Origin of the sequence: Ruegeria sp. MALMAid1280, assembly GCF_049195285.1 — a bacterium.
Taxonomy (GTDB): Bacteria; Pseudomonadota; Alphaproteobacteria; order Rhodobacterales; family Rhodobacteraceae; genus Ruegeria.
This window is the reverse complement of the sequence record NZ_JBMIRT010000055.1, coordinates 18442-36043: the sequence shown is the minus strand read 5'-3', so window position 1 is coordinate 36043 and position 17602 is coordinate 18442. Positions and strand designations below refer to the sequence as shown.

At 61.0% G+C, this 17602-nt stretch carries 15 protein-coding genes and 1 tRNA gene; 7 read left to right on the top strand and 9 right to left on the bottom strand.

Features of this window, described 5'->3' with window-relative positions; genetic code table 11:
* Positions 1 to 8 precede the first annotated feature (8 nt).
* The 3 genes from ACOQFT_RS14565 to speB all read left to right on the top strand — a co-directional run bounded on the left by ACOQFT_RS14565 (position 9) and on the right by speB (position 3305).
* Complete coding sequence (locus ACOQFT_RS14565; RefSeq protein ID WP_421598614.1) at positions 9 to 1220, top strand: saccharopine dehydrogenase family protein; 1212 nt, start codon at positions 9 to 11, stop codon at positions 1218 to 1220.
* Between the two features lie 76 nt (positions 1221 to 1296).
* Positions 1297 to 2466 (top strand): carboxynorspermidine decarboxylase, encoded by a 1170-nt coding sequence (gene nspC / locus ACOQFT_RS14560; protein WP_421598613.1) that lies wholly within the window; start codon positions 1297 to 1299, stop codon positions 2464 to 2466.
* Positions 2463 to 3305: an agmatinase gene (gene speB / locus ACOQFT_RS14555; RefSeq protein ID WP_421598612.1), complete on the top strand. Its 843-nt coding sequence runs from the start codon at positions 2463 to 2465 to the stop codon at positions 3303 to 3305. The genes nspC and speB overlap by 4 nt, the downstream gene beginning before the upstream one ends.
* Here the strand turns inward: speB and ACOQFT_RS14550 are convergent.
* A complete protein-coding gene (locus ACOQFT_RS14550) occupies positions 3302 to 3892 on the bottom strand; it encodes an HD domain-containing protein (protein WP_421598611.1) in 591 nt (196 codons plus the stop codon). The two genes, speB and ACOQFT_RS14550, sit on opposite strands and share 4 nt — an antisense overlap.
* 101 nt (positions 3893 to 3993) lie before the next feature.
* Here ACOQFT_RS14550 and ACOQFT_RS14545 point away from each other — a divergent pair, with 101 nt between their 5' ends.
* A complete protein-coding gene (locus ACOQFT_RS14545; RefSeq protein ID WP_421598610.1) occupies positions 3994 to 4821 on the top strand; it encodes a LysR family transcriptional regulator in 828 nt (275 codons plus the stop codon).
* Here the strand turns inward: ACOQFT_RS14545 and lptF are convergent.
* Positions 4818 to 5957, bottom strand: coding sequence for an LPS export ABC transporter permease LptF (gene lptF, locus ACOQFT_RS14540; protein WP_421598609.1), 1140 nt, complete (start codon positions 5955 to 5957; stop codon positions 4818 to 4820). The genes ACOQFT_RS14545 and lptF overlap by 4 nt on opposite strands.
* A gap of 48 nt (positions 5958 to 6005) precedes the next feature.
* Here lptF and ACOQFT_RS14535 point away from each other — a divergent pair, with 48 nt between their 5' ends.
* Positions 6006 to 7094: an alpha/beta hydrolase gene (locus ACOQFT_RS14535; RefSeq protein WP_421598608.1), complete on the top strand. Its 1089-nt coding sequence runs from the start codon at positions 6006 to 6008 to the stop codon at positions 7092 to 7094.
* A 137-nt stretch (positions 7095 to 7231) separates the two neighbouring features.
* On the opposite strand, the gene ACOQFT_RS14530 is transcribed toward ACOQFT_RS14535, so the two are convergent.
* Positions 7232 to 7307, bottom strand: a tRNA-Trp gene (locus ACOQFT_RS14530).
* A 143-nt stretch (positions 7308 to 7450) separates the two neighbouring features.
* Between ACOQFT_RS14530 and ACOQFT_RS14525 the strand changes: the two genes are divergently transcribed.
* A complete protein-coding gene (locus ACOQFT_RS14525) occupies positions 7451 to 8158 on the top strand; it encodes a lysophospholipid acyltransferase family protein (protein WP_421598607.1) in 708 nt (235 codons plus the stop codon).
* Here ACOQFT_RS14525 and ACOQFT_RS14520 read toward each other — a convergent pair.
* From ACOQFT_RS14520 to ACOQFT_RS14500, 5 genes are all read right to left on the bottom strand, one after another.
* Entirely contained in the window at positions 8155 to 8400 is a 246-nt protein-coding gene (locus ACOQFT_RS14520) for a MoaD/ThiS family protein (protein WP_421598606.1), read from the bottom strand. The genes ACOQFT_RS14525 and ACOQFT_RS14520 overlap by 4 nt on opposite strands.
* Positions 8393 to 10648 carry a xanthine dehydrogenase family protein molybdopterin-binding subunit gene (locus ACOQFT_RS14515; RefSeq protein ID WP_421598604.1) on the bottom strand — a complete coding sequence of 752 codons (2256 nt, stop codon included), beginning with the start codon at positions 10646 to 10648 and terminating at the stop codon, positions 8393 to 8395. The genes ACOQFT_RS14520 and ACOQFT_RS14515 overlap by 8 nt, the downstream gene beginning before the upstream one ends.
* A complete protein-coding gene (locus ACOQFT_RS14510; RefSeq protein WP_421598603.1) occupies positions 10648 to 11127 on the bottom strand; it encodes a (2Fe-2S)-binding protein in 480 nt (159 codons plus the stop codon). Before ACOQFT_RS14510 ends, ACOQFT_RS14515 begins: the two co-directional genes overlap by 1 nt.
* The gene (locus tag ACOQFT_RS14505) at positions 11124 to 11990 is read right to left on the bottom strand and encodes an FAD binding domain-containing protein (RefSeq protein WP_421598602.1); all 867 of its coding nucleotides are present in this window, start codon (positions 11988 to 11990) and stop codon (positions 11124 to 11126) included. The genes ACOQFT_RS14510 and ACOQFT_RS14505 overlap by 4 nt, the downstream gene beginning before the upstream one ends.
* Positions 11991 to 12119: 129 nt before the next feature.
* Positions 12120 to 15332 (bottom strand): reductive dehalogenase, encoded by a 3213-nt coding sequence (locus ACOQFT_RS14500; RefSeq protein ID WP_421598601.1) that lies wholly within the window; start codon positions 15330 to 15332, stop codon positions 12120 to 12122.
* A gap of 75 nt (positions 15333 to 15407) precedes the next feature.
* Between ACOQFT_RS14500 and ACOQFT_RS14495 the strand changes: the two genes are divergently transcribed.
* A complete protein-coding gene (locus ACOQFT_RS14495) occupies positions 15408 to 16310 on the top strand; it encodes a LysR family transcriptional regulator (RefSeq protein WP_421598600.1) in 903 nt (300 codons plus the stop codon).
* 1 nt (position 16311) lies between these two features.
* Here ACOQFT_RS14495 and ACOQFT_RS14490 read toward each other — a convergent pair whose 3' ends face one another.
* Positions 16312 to 17592 carry an NAD(P)/FAD-dependent oxidoreductase gene (locus ACOQFT_RS14490; protein WP_421598599.1) on the bottom strand — a complete coding sequence of 427 codons (1281 nt, stop codon included), beginning with the start codon at positions 17590 to 17592 and terminating at the stop codon, positions 16312 to 16314.
* Positions 17593 to 17602: the final 10 nt, after the last annotated feature.

The following is a 17602-nucleotide window of genomic DNA, read 5'->3' as shown; positions in this document are numbered from 1 at the left end:
GACACACCATGGGCAAAACACTGGTTGTCGGCGCAGGCGGCGTATCCCACGCAGCCGTGCACAAGATGGCGATGAATTCGGATATTTTCACCGAGATCACGCTGGCCAGCCGCACGAAATCGAAATGCGACGCCATCGCTGCGGCGGTCAAGGACCGCGTCGGCGTTGATATAAAAACCGCCGAACTCGACGCCTACAAGGTCGAAGACACGGTCAAGCTGATCAAGGAAACCGGCGCCGAGATTCTCGTCAACCTCGCCCTGCCCTATCAGGATCTGGTGCTGATGGATGCGTGCCTCGAGGCCGGCATCAACTATCTTGACACCGCGAATTACGAGCCCGAGGACGAGGCCAAGTTCGAATACCACTGGCAATGGGCCTATCAGGAACGGTTCAAAGAGGCCGGCCTGACCGCTATCCTCGGCTCGGGCTTCGATCCGGGGGTGACCAGCGTCTTCGCCAAATGGCTGAAAAAGCACAAGTTGGATACCATCCGCCAGATCGACGTTTTGGACGCAAATGGCGGCAGCAACGATCAGGAGTTCGCGACCAACTTCAACCCGGAAATCAACCTCCGCGAAGTGCTGGCCGAAGTCCGCCATTGGGAAGGTGGCGAGTGGAAACACTCTCCCGCCATGACCCACAAGGTCGAATTCGACTTCCCCGCCATCGGCCCCAAGAACATGTACCTGATGTATCACGAGGAACTTGAGTCGCTCAGCACCCACTTCCCCGAGATCGAGCGCGCCCGTTTCTGGATGACCTTCGGAGACGCCTACATCACCCACGCCAAGGTGCTGGAAAATGTCGGCATGACCCGCATCGACCCGGTGATGCATGACGGCAAGGAGATCATCCCGATCCAGTTCCTGAAAACCCTGCTGCCCGACCCCGGCGATCTGGGCGCGGAAACCAAGGGCAAGGCCTGCATCGGCGACATCGCCACGGGTCAGGTCAAAGACGGCTCGGGCGAGAAGACCTATTACATCTACAACATCTGCGACCACGAAGAATGCTATGCCGAGGTCGGCAGCCAGGCCGTGAGTTACACCACAGGCGTTCCGGCCATGATCGGCGCGGCACAGGTGCTGAAAGGCAACTGGACCCAGCCGGGCGTGTGGAACATGGAACAGCTCGACCCCGATGACTTCATGGATATGCTGAACGAACACGGCCTGCCATGGCAGGTCCACGAACTCGATGGGCCAGTGAGCTTCTGATCTTCATCTTTTCCTAAATACTCCGGGGGTCCGGGGGCAGCGCCCCCGGCCTCTCCACCAATCGGAGACGCCGGACATGTCCGACATGATGACCACCCAAGCCGGTGACGCTGGAGCCTTCCGCGATTTCGACCTCAGCCGTGTGCCCACGCCGTGCTTTGTGGTCGACGAAAAGGCCGTGGAACGGAACCTGACCATCCTCTCCGAAATCGGAACCCGCTCCGGCGCACATGTGCTGAGCGCGCTCAAGGCGTTCTCCATGTTCTCACTTGCCCCGCTGGTGCGGCAGCACCTCGGCGGCACCTGCGCCAGCGGCATTTACGAGGCGCGTCTGGGCCGCGAAGAATACGGCGGCGAAGTCGCCACCTTCTGCGCAGGCTACAAGGACGCTGACATCGACGAAATCCTGTCGCTGTCCGACCACATCATTTTTAACTCGCCCGCCCAGAAGGACCGCTTCCTCGCGAAAGTCCAAGCAGCTGGTGTTCAGGTCGGCCTGCGGATCAACCCGGAACATTCCGAGGGCGAGGTCCCCAAATACGACCCCTGTGCGCCTTGCTCACGGCTTGGCACCCCGGTCAGTCAACTGACCACCGAGACCCTGACCGGAGTAGACGGCCTGCACATGCACACGCTCTGCGAACAGGGGTTCGAGCCGCTGCAGCGCACGTGGGAAGCTGTTGAACCAAAACTCCTGCCTTTCATGGGCCAGCTCAAATGGCTGAATTTCGGCGGCGGTCACCACATCACCCGCGACGACTACGACCGCGAGGGTCTTGTGACCTTCATCAAATCCATCCGCGAAACATTCGGCATCGACGTCTACCTTGAACCCGGCGAGGCGGTCGCATTGGACGCAGGCATTCTGGTCGGAGAAATCCTCGACCTGCCGACCAATGGCATGAACCTTGCGATCACCGATATCTCGGCCACCTGCCACATGCCCGACGTGATCGAAGCCCCCTATCGCCCCGCTCTGATGGACGAGGCCACGTCAGGCCACACCTACCGTTTGGGCGGCCCGTCCTGTCTGGCGGGTGATGTGATCGGCGACTATACGTGGGACAAGCCGCTGGAGATCGGCCAGCGGTTCGCCTTCCTCGATCAGGCGCATTATTCCATGGTCAAGACCAACACATTCAACGGCGTTCCCCTGCCCACCATCGCCCTGTGGAACAGCGAAACGGACGAGCTGAAAATCATCAAACAATTCGGCTATGACGACTTTAAGGACAGACTCTCATGAGCATTTTCCTCGACAGTGAACTGACCGCTGCTGAGCGCACCAAGGACGCCCGGTTCCGCGTGATCCCAGTGCCGTTGGAGCGCACCGTGTCCTATGGCTCGGGCACCGCCAAAGGCCCCGAAGCCATCATCGAGGCCAGCAACGAACTGGAACGCATCACTGGCCATGCCGAGCCTTGCGTCGAAGGCATCTTCACCGAAGAGCCCGTGGATTGCGACGCATCGCTGTCCGAGATCATGGAACGCCTTGCCCAACGCACCGAGGCCGCCATCCGCGCGGGCAAAGTGCCGGTCACTTTGGGCGGAGAACACTCGCTCAGCTACGGCGCGGTCATGGGCGTTGCGCGTGCCTTAGGTCAGCCGATTGGCATCGTCCAGATCGACGCGCACGCTGACCTGCGCGATGCCTATCAGGGTGAAAAACACTCGCACGCTTCGGTCATGCACCTGCTGGCCGAGGAAGGTGTTCGCCTGGCACAATTCGGCGTCCGCGCCCTTTCCACCGAAGAGGCCAAAAGCCGCCTGAAGAACCACGTGTTCCATGTGGATGCCGAGGAACTGGTCACCGGCAACGTTCACGCCGTCGACCTGCCCGAGAATTTCCCCGAGCTGGTCTATGTCAGCTTTGACGTCGACGGTCTGGACCCGTCCCAAATGCCCGCCACCGGCACGCCGGTCCCCGGTGGGCTGGGGTACTATCAGGCGCTGCGGCTGGTCGAACACGCCCTGAAGGGCCGCAAATGCGTCGGCTTCGACGTGGTCGAGCTGGCCCCGGACGGCAATGCCGCCTGGGACTTTACCGCAGCTCAGATCGTCTATCGTCTGATGGCCGCCTGTTAACTTTCTGACGTTTCGTTCAGTTCCATATGCCCTTCGCCCTTGTTCAGGATGCGGCGCAGCATAGGTTCAAAAAATTCCAGCGGTTTGGTCGGATAATTGGGATCAAACGCCTTCTGATCATATTCATGGCAGAAATGGCGGCAGTCCTCCCAATGCGGGCTGTCGCGGTACTTGTCGCGCGCGTTTCGGTCCCCGCCCAGATGGTGATTGTAGTAATAGCCCTGAAACACGCAGTGATGCTTGAGAATCCAATAAGTTTTCTCGCTGACATAGGGCTTCATCATTGCCGCTGACAGCTCACCATGGTTGTAGGGCGACAGGATATCGCCGGTGTCATGGATCAGCGCGGCCACCACCAGTTCCTCATCCGCGCCATCCTCATAGGCGCGGGTCGCGGCCTGAAGGCTGTGCTGGTAGCGGTTGACCGGATATGGCGTCCAGTCCTCGTCTAACGAGCGGATTGCGTCCAGAATCCGGTCCGGCAGAGCGGCGTTATACGCCTCTTCATATTGCATGACAGCGTCCCAGTCGGCCTTGGTGGCCTCTTCAAAACTGGTCCAGGTGGGTTTGTGGCTTTTGTCCAGCATGGCGCAGTCCTTTGGCTGATCTGTTGGCGTCAGATTAGCCCGGATCGAATACTCAAAAAAATGAATTGATTTTATCATTGCGATGAAAAAATACTTTCAGAATGCAACTCAAGGCAATCGAGACCTTTCTGTGCGTGGCCGAAACCGGTGGCTTTCACGCCGCGGCCCGCAAGCTGAACGTGACCCAGACGGCCGTCAGCGCCCGTATCCGCCTGATCGAAGAGGAAACCGGCAAGCCGCTGTTCACGCGCGGCGCCGGGGGGACCAGCCTGACCGATTTCGGGCGGCAATTCCGGCCCTATGCGGAACAAATGCTGTCGCTGTGGTCCTTTGCCTCGCATGATCTGCCCGCGCAAACGCTGAACCGGGTCGCGCTGCGTCTTGGTGCACAGCTGAGCATCTGGGACCCGTTGCTGGTAGATCTGGCCGTGCGGTTCGAAAAGAGCCTTGGGCCACTTCTGCTGACGCTGAACTATGACCATGACCTGAACATGGTTGACGCGGTCGCCACTCAGGTTCTGGACGCGGCACTGACGCATGAACAGCCCACCGCCCCGCGCATTCAGGCGCACGAGTTGAACCCCGAACGCCTGATGCTGGTTGAGAAGCCGAGCACGGGCGACCCAGTCTTCGTCAATCTCGAACTGGGCGAGGTGTATCAGGATCACGTGCGCTCGGCGGCGCGACAGGCGGCGGGTCAGACTCTGTTTCTGGGCAATTGCCTGATGGCCCTGCGCTATGTTCTGCGGCGGGGCGGGACGGGGTATTTCCCGGAATATGTCATACGGGATCACCTGTCCGCAGGTGAGTTGACCCCGGTGGCCGGAGCCATCGACCTGATGCTGCCCCTGTATCTGGTGACCCGCCGTGGCAGCGCCACCAGCGCGGGCATCCTGACCTGTCTGACCGACCTGCGCGCGGCGGTCTAAGCCCGCGTCAGCGCACCCGGCGCTTCCCTGTACCGCCTACGCACCAATGGCCGCCCGGCGATCAGCAGGAACAGGCACGAAATGGCGATGCCTATGATGGCCGGAAGGTACAGCAAACCCCACATGTTCGGATCTTCGATCACAACAGGCGAAACAAAGCCGCGCACGCCCTCAAGCAGAACCAGAATGGTAAAGGCGCCCAGAATCTGGGGCCACAGACCAAAGCGTGAGAAGCTTCCCAGCATCAGGGTCGCATATCCGGCCATGGCAACGGCGACGCAAATGGCAATCCAGGAGAACCGCTGGTGAAGCTCGTCGATCAGCTCGCCTTTGGTGAACTCTTCCGAGGCGCTGATCGCATCGCGGTCCCGCATAAGCTCGATCGTTGGAATGGCCTCAAGGCTGCGCTTGGCCATATTGTTGGTGTTGGTCAGCTGGGAAATGTCATACGAGGCGTCCTCGAACAGCGTCGAGGACAAGGTCAGGCCCTGCTGATCCAGACGCAGCGCAATCCCGTCCAGCATGACAAGGTGGATACCGGTGTCATTGTTGACCAGATAGGCCGTCTTTGACGAATAGCTGACCGGGTTCACCGGATCGCGCCGGTCCGAGACAAAGACTTCGGACAGGGTGCCATCCAGATCAATCTCGCCGATATAGACCGTGACGCCGTAGGTGGGGTGCAGAAATTCGCCCTCGTTCAGCAATTGCGCTGTGACGTCACCGGCAACCTCGGCCTGGCGCTGCTCAAGCTGCTCGACCGAGGCCGGGCGCAGAAAGACGCTGATGACGGCCATCATCAACCCGGCCACCAGACCGAACAGAACGACGGCCCGCGCCAGACGCCATGGGCTTGAACCGGTGGCCAACATCACCGTCATCTCGCTTTCGCGACTGAGGCGGTTGGTGGCATAGACGGCAGCGGCGAACACCGCCATCGGCATCACCGTCCGGATCAGCGTGGGCAGGGTCAAGGCGGTGAATTCCAGAAAGACCATCGCCGATTGGCCGCCGCTGATCACGCGGTCAAACAGGCTGACAGATCGGGTGATCCAGAACACGCCGACCAGAACCAGCGTGAAAAAGCCGAACAGAATCAGCAATTGCCGCAGGAAGTATCCATCAAAGCGCGACATGTATCCCCATCCGCGTGTTCGTAATGGACGGGACCTTATGCCATTCCGGTGACAGAGGAAACCGGGATTGGCCGGATCGCGCCCACCGAAATAGTAACCTGCGGCGCGGTGCTTGGTGGCTTTCCCAACGGCGACCTACAAGGTCGGGAATTTTGCAGAAACAGCAGTTCGTGCCAGAATTCAGGCATTAAACAAAATGGAGTTCATGACATGGCACTGTTTTTTTCTCGCCGCACATACAATTCCAAGAAGAAAAAGTTCACTCTGAAGCCAGCGGCTAAAACGAGATATGTCAATATTACTAAGAAGAACGCGGATGGCAGCATTCGCAAGGGCAGCATAGTCAAAAAGGCGAAATGGCTGGACCTTGTGCGCCAGCAGGGCGGAGACACATCCGTCTTGATCTATGTTCACGGCTTCAACACAAGCCAGAAGGACATGCTGGATCGTTTGGAGAAAATAGAATCCGGCGTCAGGTCCAACGGGTACAAAGGCGCGGTCATCGCGTTTGACTGGCCCAGCGATGGATCACTTCACACCTATGACCGGGACCGGGCCGATGCCAAGGCGGTCGCCCCCCATTTCGTTGGCGACGGTATATTGGAACTGTTGGGAATGTCTCCCAGACCCAAGGTCCACGTTATTGCGCACTCGATGGGCGCTTTAGTCGTGCTGCGGGCTTTTTCCGATTTCGGTGATTCCGCGGGACCGGGCAATAAGGTCTGGTCTGCGGATCAGGTCATGTTCGTTTCGGGAGATGTAGAGGCGGCCTGGTTTGAAAAAGGGGCGTGGGGGGATCTTGTACTGAAAAAACGCAGCAAGCGCTTCACCAATTACTACAGCGGCATGGACAAGGTTCTGGCACTTTCCAGCGGCATCGTGAATGGCGGAAGGCCTCGTGTCGGTCGCGCGGGAATGCCCAAGCTGACCTCAAAGGGGCAATGGGACCTCTTTTGCGACCATCAGTACAAGCGCGATGTCCCCAAAGGAAAACGCAACAGGACCAAATCCCATCGGTGGTGGTTCGACAGCAAGGCATTCTACAAGGACCTTGCCCTGACGATCGACGGCCGGGACGCGAAAACGATGCCGACCCGGCATAGTACAACCATCGGAGACCAGGCCTTGCTGGCCTGACGAACAAGCAGGGTGATCTCGGCGCGCTGAAGCTGTCTGAGTTTGGGCGTTTTTCAGCATCAAAGCAGGACCGGTTCACACAGCACGGAAAACCACTGCCCCTGTGCGCGCAGCTAAGTCCATAAGATTGTTTGGAATGGCAGGGGCAGCAGGGTTCGAACCCGCGACCTACGGTTTTGGAGACCGTCGCTCTACCAACTGAGCTATACCCCTAAGGTGCGCCTCAGATATGCCAGCCGCGCGACGGACTCAAGAGGCTTTTTCAGATTCCGCGCGACTAATGCACCTGACAAACAAGTTGCGCGCGGCGTTGAGTTCTATAAGACACGATTTGGTCAGCACAAAGGACCCCAACCGTGAGTATCCGCAAAAAGATCGCCGACAGCGAAGCCGTTCTGAACTGGGCCGCTCGACGGATTGCGAGTTATATCCGGATGGTCAATCGCAACACAAGCTGGCAGCGCATCGGGTACGAGGAACTGGACCAACTGGCCGAACAAGGTGAACCGGTCATCGTGGTGCTGTGGCATCAAAGGCTGGCGCAATCGCCCTATTTCTTTCCGCTGGACAAGGGGCGTATTTGCTCGATCACATCCTCTGCGCGGGCAGGCAGTATGGTCGGACGCGTGCAAAAGCTATTCGGCATGGACACGATTGCCATGGCCAGCAAACACAAAAGCAACGTTGCCGTGTCACGCGAAGTGCTGGGCAAGATGAAGCAAGGGATTTCCATCGGCATCGCCGCCGATGGCCCGCGTGGACCGGAACGGGTGCTGTCGACGGTACCTTTGGTCTGGGCGCGCACTTCGGGCAAACGGATATTCGGGATCACCTTTTCCGCGCAGCATGGCAGCGAGGCAGGCACATGGGATCGCCTGCTGATGCCCCGACCCTGGCGGAACAAGGGTGTGTTTCTGTGCCGCGAATGGACCGAAACCGTGCCGCGCAAGGCCTCGGAAAAACAGATCGAAGAGCTGCGCCAAAGCCTTGAGCAGCACATGAACGATATCACCGCCGAAGCCGACCGCTTGGTCGACCGCGAACCGTGGTCGCCCGAGGCTTAACCGCCCCGCAAACGCTGCATCAGGTAGACCTCGCTGCCCTCGGGAATCGGTTCGGTTAGCCCGCTGGCGATCACGCGCCCGTCGATGGCGATGGACACACCCGCATCAACCGGCCCCTGCAGTTGCGGATGCACCCGCACCAGTTCCCGCAACAGTTCGCCGGTGGTTTTGGCCTCAACTTCCACCACCTGCAGGCCCCCGGTCAGAGACCGGAGGCCGGACCAGAGGTGGACCTCAACCATTGTCCTTGAGCGCCGCAAGGATGCGCGGCGGTGACATCGGCAGTTGCTTCATCCGAACGCCCGCCGCGTGGGACACCGCGTTGGCGATGGCGGCCAGGGGCGGAACAATCCCAGTTTCACCCACGCCCCGCACACCGAACGGATGGCCGGGATTGGGCACTTCGACAATCACCGTGTCGATCATCGGCAGATCACTGGCCACCGGGATGCGGTAATCGAGGAAAATCGAGTTCTGCAACCGGCCGTCGTCGCCATAGATATACTCCTCATTCAGCGCCCAGCCGATGCCCTGCGCCGCGCCGCCCTGGTACTGGCCTTCCACATAGGTCGGGTGGATCGCCTTGCCTGCGTCCTGAATGACCGTGTAACGGGTGACGCTGGTTTTACCGGTTTCCGGGTCAACCTCGGCATCGACGATATGGGTACCAAAGGACACGCCTGCCCCTTCGGGGGTGGCTTCGAAATGGCCCGAGATCGGACCACCGGTTGAACCCATATGTGCGGTAATGTCTGCCAGCGGGCGCGGGTCGAAGTCACCTGCATTTGGGCCCGAAGGCACAGCACACCCGTTTTCCCATTTCACGGCCTCGGTTGGAATGCCCCAACTGGCCGCCGCGCGTTCGCACAGTTTCTCGACCGCGTGTTTTGCCGCCTTGATGGTCGCCAGACCCGACGCGTAGGTCACGCGCGAGCCGTGGCTGACGTCGTTATAGCCCAGCGTTGCCGTGTCAGCGATGGTGACACGGATGTTCTCATAAGGAATACCCAGAACCTCGGCCGCCATCAGCGCCATCGAAGCCCGCGAGCCGCCAATATCCGGCGTGCCGACCATCAGCTGCGCCGAGCCATCCTCGGACAGGGCCAGCGAAACGCTGGTCTCACCGCCGTGGTTGAACCAGAACCCGCAGGAAACCCCGCGCCCCTGCCCCGGTTTCAGCGGGGCCGAGTAATGCGGATGCGCCTTCGCAGCCTCAAGCGTTTCGACCAGACCGATGCGTTCGTACCGGGGGCCATAGCTGGCCTTGGTGCCTTCGTGTGCGGCGTTTTTCAGACGGACATCGATGGGATCGAGGTCAAGCTTCTTGCACAGTTCGTCAATCACGGATTCGACCGCGAACGCACCCATTGGAGCGCCCGGCGCGCGGTAGGCGGCCTGTTTCGGGCGGTTGGCCATGACGTCATAGCCGATTTGCTTGACGTTGGTCACGTTGTACGGCGCAAAGGCGCACATGGCGGTAAAATCACCCGGTGCACCGGGAAACGCCCCACCCTGCAGGCGGAAGACACCCTGTGCGGCGGTAATGGTACCGTCTTTCTTCATCCCGATCTTGATATCCATCGACGCCGAGGCGGTCGGCCCCGTGGCCCGGAACACCTCGGACCGGGACATGACGAGTTTGACCGGGCGATTGGCCTTGCGGCTGAGCGCCAGCGCCACAGGTTCGATGAAAACGGTTGTCTTGCCGCCGAACCCACCGCCAATCTCGGACGCGGTGACACGCAGTTGCGAGGTTTCGATCCCCAGCAAAGCGGCGCAGGTCTTCTGCGCGATCCAGTGGCCTTGGGTGGTGCACCACAGCTCACCCTTGCCGTCATTGCCCAGCATCCCCAGACAGGCGTGCGGTTCGATATAACCCTGATGGGTCGCCTCGGTGGCAAAGCTGTCTTCGATGACCAGATCGGCCTCGGCAAAGCCTGCCTCAACATCGCCGTGACCGCTTTCGTGGTACCGCACGACGTTCGGGTGCATCCCCTCGGGCACCGAATAATCCGCAGCACCTTCGCGGATCACGGGGGCGTCCGGCGCCATCGCCTTGTCCACATCGGTGACGTGGGGCAGAACCTCGTATTCGACCTCGATCAGTTTCAGCGCGTCACGTGCTGCCAGCGCCGAGGTGGCGGCAACGGCAGCCACCGCATGCCCGTCATACAAGACCTTCTCCCCCGCCATGACGTTTTCCAGCACGTTCCAGAACTCGCCTTCCAAACCGGGCTTGAACGGCACATCGGCAAAGTCCGCGCGCGTCACGACGGCTTTGACGTCCTTATGTGCTTCGGCCTTCGAGGTGTCGATTTTCACGATCCGCGCATGGGCGTGCGGCGAGCGCAGGATCGCCCCGTGCAGCATCCCCGGCGCATAGGCATCGGCGCCGAATTTGGCGCGGCCCGTGACCTTGTCCAACCCATCCGGACGATCCGGGCGGGTGCCAACGAAAGTGAACTCAGATTTGCGATCGTCAAGTGCCATTACGAAGCCTCCCGCAGCTCTTCCGCCGTTTCCATGACGGCGCGAATGATCTTGTCATAGCCGGTGCAGCGGCAGAGGTTTCCTGCCAGCCAGTACCGGGTTTCCTCCTCGGTCGGGTTGGGGTTTTTCTCCAACAGCGACTTGGCCGCCACCAGAATGCCCGGGGTGCAGATTCCGCACTGAAGGGCGGCATGTTCGATGAACTTTTGCTGCAGCGGATGCAGAACGTCGCCATCAGCGATGCCTTCGACGGTTTCGATCTGCTTGCCGTCGGCCTCAACGCCCAGCATCAGGCAGGAACAGACCAGACGGCCATCGACGGTCACCGAACAGGCACCGCAATCGCCGGTGCCGCAGCCCTCTTTCGCGCCGGTCAGGTTCAGCTTGTCGCGCAGACAGTCCAGCAGGGTTTCGCGTGGGTCACACAGGTATTCAACCGAGTCACCGTTCACGGTGGTGGAGACGTGGAACTTGCTCATGCGTGTTCTCCCTTGGCACGGGCATAGGCGATTTTCGCGGCGCGCTTAGCCAGAACACCAGCGACCTCGGTGCGGAATGCGATGGTGCCGCGTTTGTCGTCGATCGGGTTGCAGGCAGCGGACGCCGCAGCGGCCAAAGCGTCCAGCGCAGCATCATCCAGCGTGCTGCCGATGATCGCCTTGGCGCAGTCTTCGACCAGCAGAACAGTCGGGGCAACAGCACCCAGCGAGACGCGGGCCTCGGCGATGGTATCCCCCACAAGACGCAGGTTCACTCCAACGCCGACAACGGCGATGTCCATCTCGGTCCGTGGAATGAACCGCAGATAGGCGTCGCCGCCGTTCTCACCCCGCGCCGGGATGTTGACTGCCGAGATGACCTCTCCCTTCGCCAGCGACGTCTTGCCGGGTCCGGTTGGGATGTTCTCTACGGCCACCTCGCGGTCCCCGTCCGGACCGGTAACGATGACCGTGACACCCGCCGCCACCATTGCAGGCACCGAATCCGCCGCCGGAGAGCCATTGCACAGGTTGCCGGTCAGCGTCGCCCGCCCCTGCACCTGGGTCGAGCCGATCAGGTCCATCGCTTCGACCACACCGGGCCAGTCGCGGCCCAGATCGGGATGTTCGCTCATCTCGGCGCCAGTAGCAGCGACACCCAGCGTCCAGCCGCCATCGGCATTGCGGGTGATGTCGCGTACGCCGTCAATTTTCTTGATGTCGATCAGCGTATCGGGCGTCACCAGTTCCGAGCGCAGTTGCACCAGAACATCCGTGCCGCCTGCCAGAAACCGTGTGATGCCCTTTGCGTTTGCAGCCAGAGCTGACGCCTCGGCAAAGCTGGCGGGGCTGTGATAATCCATGAAGTTACCTCGCACCTGTTGATCAGGGTAGACTGGGGTTCGCAGGGGACGTTAGTGCAGCAACCCCCCGGCGTCCATGGCAGGAGCGACCAATTTTCGCGTAACCGGATGTCGTTTCCCGACCTTGTGTCAGAGGTCGAGCTCGATCACACCATCGGGTTGCGCCGCCCGGCTTTGGCACAGGATGATAGCGCTCTCGCGTTGTTTGTTGGACAGAACGAAATCGCGATGTTCGATTTCGCCGGAAACCACACCGCATTTGCAGACCCCGCAGATGCCATCTGCGCATTTCACGTCCACGTGAATGCCCGCCGCTTTCAGCACCTGAGCGGCGTCTTTTTCGGCTGGGACCGTCAACTCACGCCCGGACTGCACCAGCTTCAGGGTGAACGGGTGGTTTTCATATTCCGGCTGTTCGGGAACCGAGAAGTATTCAAGGTGCCGGGCGTCCTCGGTGAAGCCCTGCCGTTCCGCCGCCTGCATGACGCCGTCCATATAGCGGTCCGGGCCGCAGGTGTAGACATGCCAGCCGTCCTGATAGCCGGACAGGATCACGTCCAGATCAGCGCGCGTACCTTCGTCCGAAAAATGGTAGTGCACGTGGTCCGCCCAGGGCATCGCGGCCAGATCGCCCAGATACCCCGCCCCGGCGCGGGTGCTGGCGGAATAGTGCAGTTCGAACGGTTTGCCCAAGGCGTGCAAACGATGAGCGAAAGCAATCATCGGGGTGATGCCGATGCCGCCCCCCATCAGAAATGTTTTGGTGGCGGTCTCATCCAGTTCGAAATGATTGATCGGTTTCGAGATGAAAACCTTGCGCCCCTCGTTGAAGATACGATGCAACAGGGCCGACCCGCCGCGGCCTTCATCCTCGCGCAATACACCGATCTGATAGGTCGCGCGGTCCGTAGGGTCGCCGGACATGGAATACTGCCGCAGGAATTCCGGCGCAACCAGCACATCCAGATGTGCGCCTGCCGTCCATTCGGGCAAGGGTGCGCCATTGAGGGTCGAGAATTCGTATTTGGTTACATCCGCCGTCATCTTGTCGACCTTGGTCAGCTCGACCCGCATCACCGGCGCGTCTCCGGCGATGGTATAGCGGTGGATGACCGACGGATCGCCCGCCGCCTTGCGGGCCTTGTATTCATCGGCCGTGACCATTGCCTGATAGGCGGCGATCCCGGCCTCGCGATCCATGGCAAAGGGATAGGGCCAGGGGTGTGGCGCCAGATAGGCGGGGTAAACGGCCAACGTCTGGTCCTCGTACTTCAGCTCCAGATCGGTTTGCAAGCCCCGCCGGTTCAGTGGATGCTTGGTGGGACGATAGGCGCCATCCGGCTGCAATTCGATATCCCACCACCATTTCTTGACGTCGTTTAGTCCACCATTGCCAACCGCGTCATCCAGTTTCGCCAACGCAGGCGCGGCCTGGGGGATGTTCATCGCCGCCCATCGGAAGGGGCGCTCCTTGAAGATACCCTCCAGATTCCAAGGGCAGGTCTTCATGCAGCGCCCGCACATTGCTCCGCCCGGAGTGGTCACCCGATAGGTGGCGCATTTCTGGCTGTCAGATTTCCAGATTTCATAGCCGTTGAACATCAGCTTCGGCCCGGCGGTGATTGCGCCCGAAGGACATTCGCGCGCACATTTGTTGCACGCCTCGCAAAAGCGCTGCAGGCCGAAATCAATCGGCTTGTCGTGTTCCATCGGCATATCCGTCGTCACCGCGCCGGACTTGAGGCGCGGGCCGAGATAGGGGTTCAGGATCACCTCACCGATCCGGCTGACCTCACCCAACCCGGACAGCAGCAACAGCGGAGGTTGCAATACCTCGCCATCCATCACCGTATGCGCCTTGGCCTTGTAGCCGAGGTTTCGGATCTGCTGCGCAATCACCCCGCCCAGCAGGGAAAAGCGCAGATAGGCGCGCATTGACTGGGCGACGCTGATCCAGTCGTCGCCGCTGGCGCCTTCCATCGTTTCATAGCCCTGATCGATGATCATGCTGATGGCCTGATCGTGGGGTGGAGTGATCTCCTCGCCCGTCGCGTCATGGGAATACCACGCCCATTCAGGGCACCGGCTAAGGCCCACAGCATCGACGCCAAGAAAGTAAGTCGCCGCCTTGATACTCGCGGCGTTGCGCGCGGCGTCGGTCAGCGGCGTCGCATCGGCGCTGCCACCGTCCTGCAGCAACACGAACGCGCCCAGCGCCCGGCGTTGCGCGAAACTCGGCGCGGATTTGCGCACGTAATACCCGCCCTTCGCCGCGTCTTGCAGATGCTTGCCCATATCGCCGAACTGCGCCCGCGCGAACATATCGGCGCGTTTGGGCACGCGGGCGACGTTTTCCTCGTCGATGTAAGTGGTTGGCGCTTCAACTCGTTTGAGGTTCTCGAACGGATGCGCCCCGTCCACGTAACGCCGCTTGGCGTAAGCGTCACGATTCAGCGCGTTCTTGGCAAAGCCCGCACCCAGCCACCACGCCGGACCCTGGGTCCGGAACCAAGGCTGCTGCGCCATCGGCTGCAGGGGCTGGTCGTGTGCGATCTCCATCTCGGTGGTCACGGCAGCCAGACCGAACCGCCTGCCCAACCACGGGGCGACGAGGTCTCTGTCCTCGACCGAGGCCAGACCCGCCGCTACCGCCAGCCTGCCCAGATCGACCTCGGATGACATGGCCGTATGCGCCCGCGCGTCAAAGCCCAGCAGGCGGATATAATTGGCGATCACCACCGCATTCTCGGTCGCCAGCAGGCAGGCGCGATGATCCTGCGCGTCGCCGATCCACTCTGCGCCGGGTTCCCCGGGATCAGGATCGCGGTTGTGTTCGTACAGAAAGACGATGGCGTGGTGATGCCTGTCCATCGGTTTGGGCGCGGCTTCCATACTGTCCTTTAGGTCAGCCATGATCAGGTCGATGCCCGAGGCCAGCGTCTTGGTCTGTCGCGTTTTCAGTGCATGGGCCAGACGGTCGATATCGGGGTTGCGGCGGGGGGCGGGCAGCAAAGCCTCGGGTGGAAGCGGGCCGCACCCCATCATCGAAGCATCGTTGAAGTAGCCAAACGCCTTCAGGTGATTGGCGCGCTCCGCCGGGTCGGTCGGAATCTCCGAGACCACCGGATTCACGAACCCGTCGCGAATGGTGTCCATCATCGCCTGAAACTCACCCATCGCGTTGACGATGCTCTCGGGCCGGTCGGGGCGATGAAAGCTGAGCGTTCGCATCGGCTTCACCGCAGACACGTCAGGCATGGATGCCTGCCGCGCCAACCGCTCCAGCGGGAACTTACCCATATGAACCGGTCGGTTCTTGTCCGAGAAAAAACGGATCCCCATCGCGTGCCTCCTGATGATGACTGTCACCTAATGCGCGCTGGACCGCAAATCCATTCATGACTAATCATAGATAGTATGAGTAAAACTGATTTCACCGATCTTGACGGCAAGGTCCTGCGCACCTTTCTGATTATCCTCGAGGAAAGCTCGGTCTCGAAAGCGGCTGACCGTCTGGGTGTCACGCAATCGGCGATCAGCCATACGCTGGCCAAGCTGCGGCAGGTGCTGGGTGATCCGCTGTTCGTGCGCTCGGGTCAGGGCCTGACGCCGACCGAGCGCGCCCTGTCCCTGAAAGAACCGGTTCAACAGGTGCTGGACGGGATGCGCGCGCTGACTGACGACCGCCCGTTCGACCCACTGGCCGAAGAGATCAGCATCCAGATTGCCACCAACGACATGCCGCGCGATCTGATCTTTCCCCCACTGTTACGCGCATTTCGGGCCGAGGGCGTCAGGCTACGGTTGGGTTTCATCCCGTCGGGCGTCCCTGATCCGAATCTGCTACGCAGCGATCGGTGTCAACTGATGCTGACGCCGCTGCCGCCCGATGGGCCGGATATCTTCCAGAAACGCGTGCTGATCAGCCCGTTGATGATCTTTTACGATGCCGCGCGGCGCACGCCTCCGGACAATTGGCAGAGTTATTGCGAAACCGAACATGTCGAGGTGCGCTTTGCCGACGGGCGCAGCTCTCGCGCGGTGATACGTGGCGTGGATCAAAGCCAGATCCGGCCACCCACCGTGACCCTGCCGCATTTCAATGCAATCCCGTCTTTCGTGAAGGGCAGCGATCTGATCTCGACCGACACTTTGCTGATGAAACATGGGCCCTTGGCGGCGCTGGATTGCGCGCCCTTGCCGTTCGAGTGTGAGCAGGTTTCGATTTACATGGTTTGGCACCAGCGTTCGACCAACGATCCGGCCCATCGCTGGTTGCGTGATCGGATTGAGGCCGTTGCCGCAGCGTTGCAGGACTAAATCACCGTGACCAGAGCCGCGCCTTGACGAAATGGGTCAGCGCCGCGCCGGTTTCGAAATAGACGCGGCGCAGACCGGTCCAGCTTTCGTGATAATCCGCGACCGACGGGACGGGCAGCAGCGACGGATCGTCCTGCAGCAGGCTCTCTGCCATAAGGCGGCCAAAAACGGTGCCCGGGCCGATACCGCGCCCGGAATACCCATGCACAGACAGAGCGTTGGGACCGATCTGCGTGATCTTGGGAAGATGGTCCGAGGTCATGGCAATCCGCCCGTGCCACCCCTCGATCAGCGGCTGGTCGGCCAGCTGCGGGAAAAGTTCGGCCAGTTTGCGTCTGATCCAAGCGGTATGGGCGGCGCGGCCCGCCTGCCCCAGATCGCCCATGGCACCGATGATCAAGCGCCCCTCGGCGTCCATCCGGAACGAGGTCATGATCAGGCCGGTATCCCAACACCCCTCGCCGCCCAGCAGAATGCTGGCGCGCAGATTGTCCGACAGAGGGGCGGTCGAGAACTGGAAGTAGTAGATCGGCACATATTCAGGGGCTGATGCCTCTAGCCTCTGATGGTAGGCGTTGGTGGCCTGGAGCACCGATTTCGCCCGCACCGTACCCTTAGAGGTTTTCAGCGTCCAAACACCATCGCTGTGCTGCATGGACTGCACCGGATTTTGGGTCGCGATATGCGCTCCGGCCTCGGCGGCGGCACGGGCAAGGCCGCGGACATAGCTGAGCGGCTGGATTGTCCCCGCGCGGGGATCGAACAGAGCGCCCTGGAACGCGGCGCTGCCGGTGCGCTGCGCTGTCTGGTGAGCGGACAGCAGTTCAACCGGAGCACCCGTGGCGGATAGCTGCGCGTGGCGGGCCTGCAAATCCCGCAGTCCCTTGGCCGAATGGGCGCAATGCAGGGTTCCGTTCCGCACCGGTGCGCAGTTGATGTCATGCCTTTCGATCAGATCGAACACGTCACCGGGTGCGGCGGCCAGCAGGCTAATCAGACGATCTCCGGCCTCGTTCCCCAAGTACCGGCGAATGTCGTCGGGCGGCAACCACAGCCCGGCATTCACAAGCCCGACATTGCGGCCCGAACCGCCATGACCGATTTCCTGCGCCTCCAGCAGGCAGACCGATGCCCCGGACTGCGCCGCCGTCAGCGCGGCGGAACAGCCCGTATAGCCCCCGCCGATCACCGCCAGATCGACGGTCATATCGCCGCTCAGGGGCAGGCTTTTGACATGCTCGCGGCAGGTTTTCAGCCAGAGGGACTTATCATGGTCGCTCACGCGGGGCTCC

Coding starts and splice junctions, on each gene's coding strand:
- speB (WP_421598612.1), top strand. CDS start 2,463: ATGAGCATTTTCCTCGACAGTGAACTGACCGCTGCTGAGCGCACCAAG.
- ACOQFT_RS14505 (WP_421598602.1), bottom strand. CDS start 11,990: ATGGATTATCACAGCCCCGCCAGCTTTGCCGAGGCGTCAGCTCTGGCT.
- ACOQFT_RS14550 (WP_421598611.1), bottom strand. CDS start 3,892: ATGCTGGACAAAAGCCACAAACCCACCTGGACCAGTTTTGAAGAGGCC.
- ACOQFT_RS14565 (WP_421598614.1), top strand. CDS start 9: ATGGGCAAAACACTGGTTGTCGGCGCAGGCGGCGTATCCCACGCAGCC.
- ACOQFT_RS14510 (WP_421598603.1), bottom strand. CDS start 11,127: ATGAGCAAGTTCCACGTCTCCACCACCGTGAACGGTGACTCGGTTGAA.
- nspC (WP_421598613.1), top strand. CDS start 1,297: ATGTCCGACATGATGACCACCCAAGCCGGTGACGCTGGAGCCTTCCGC.
- ACOQFT_RS14520 (WP_421598606.1), bottom strand. CDS start 8,400: ATGGTTGAGGTCCACCTCTGGTCCGGCCTCCGGTCTCTGACCGGGGGC.
- ACOQFT_RS14500 (WP_421598601.1), bottom strand. CDS start 15,332: ATGGGGATCCGTTTTTTCTCGGACAAGAACCGACCGGTTCATATGGGT.
- ACOQFT_RS14495 (WP_421598600.1), top strand. CDS start 15,408: ATGAGTAAAACTGATTTCACCGATCTTGACGGCAAGGTCCTGCGCACC.
- lptF (WP_421598609.1), bottom strand. CDS start 5,957: ATGTCGCGCTTTGATGGATACTTCCTGCGGCAATTGCTGATTCTGTTC.
- ACOQFT_RS14545 (WP_421598610.1), top strand. CDS start 3,994: ATGCAACTCAAGGCAATCGAGACCTTTCTGTGCGTGGCCGAAACCGGT.
- ACOQFT_RS14515 (WP_421598604.1), bottom strand. CDS start 10,648: ATGGCACTTGACGATCGCAAATCTGAGTTCACTTTCGTTGGCACCCGC.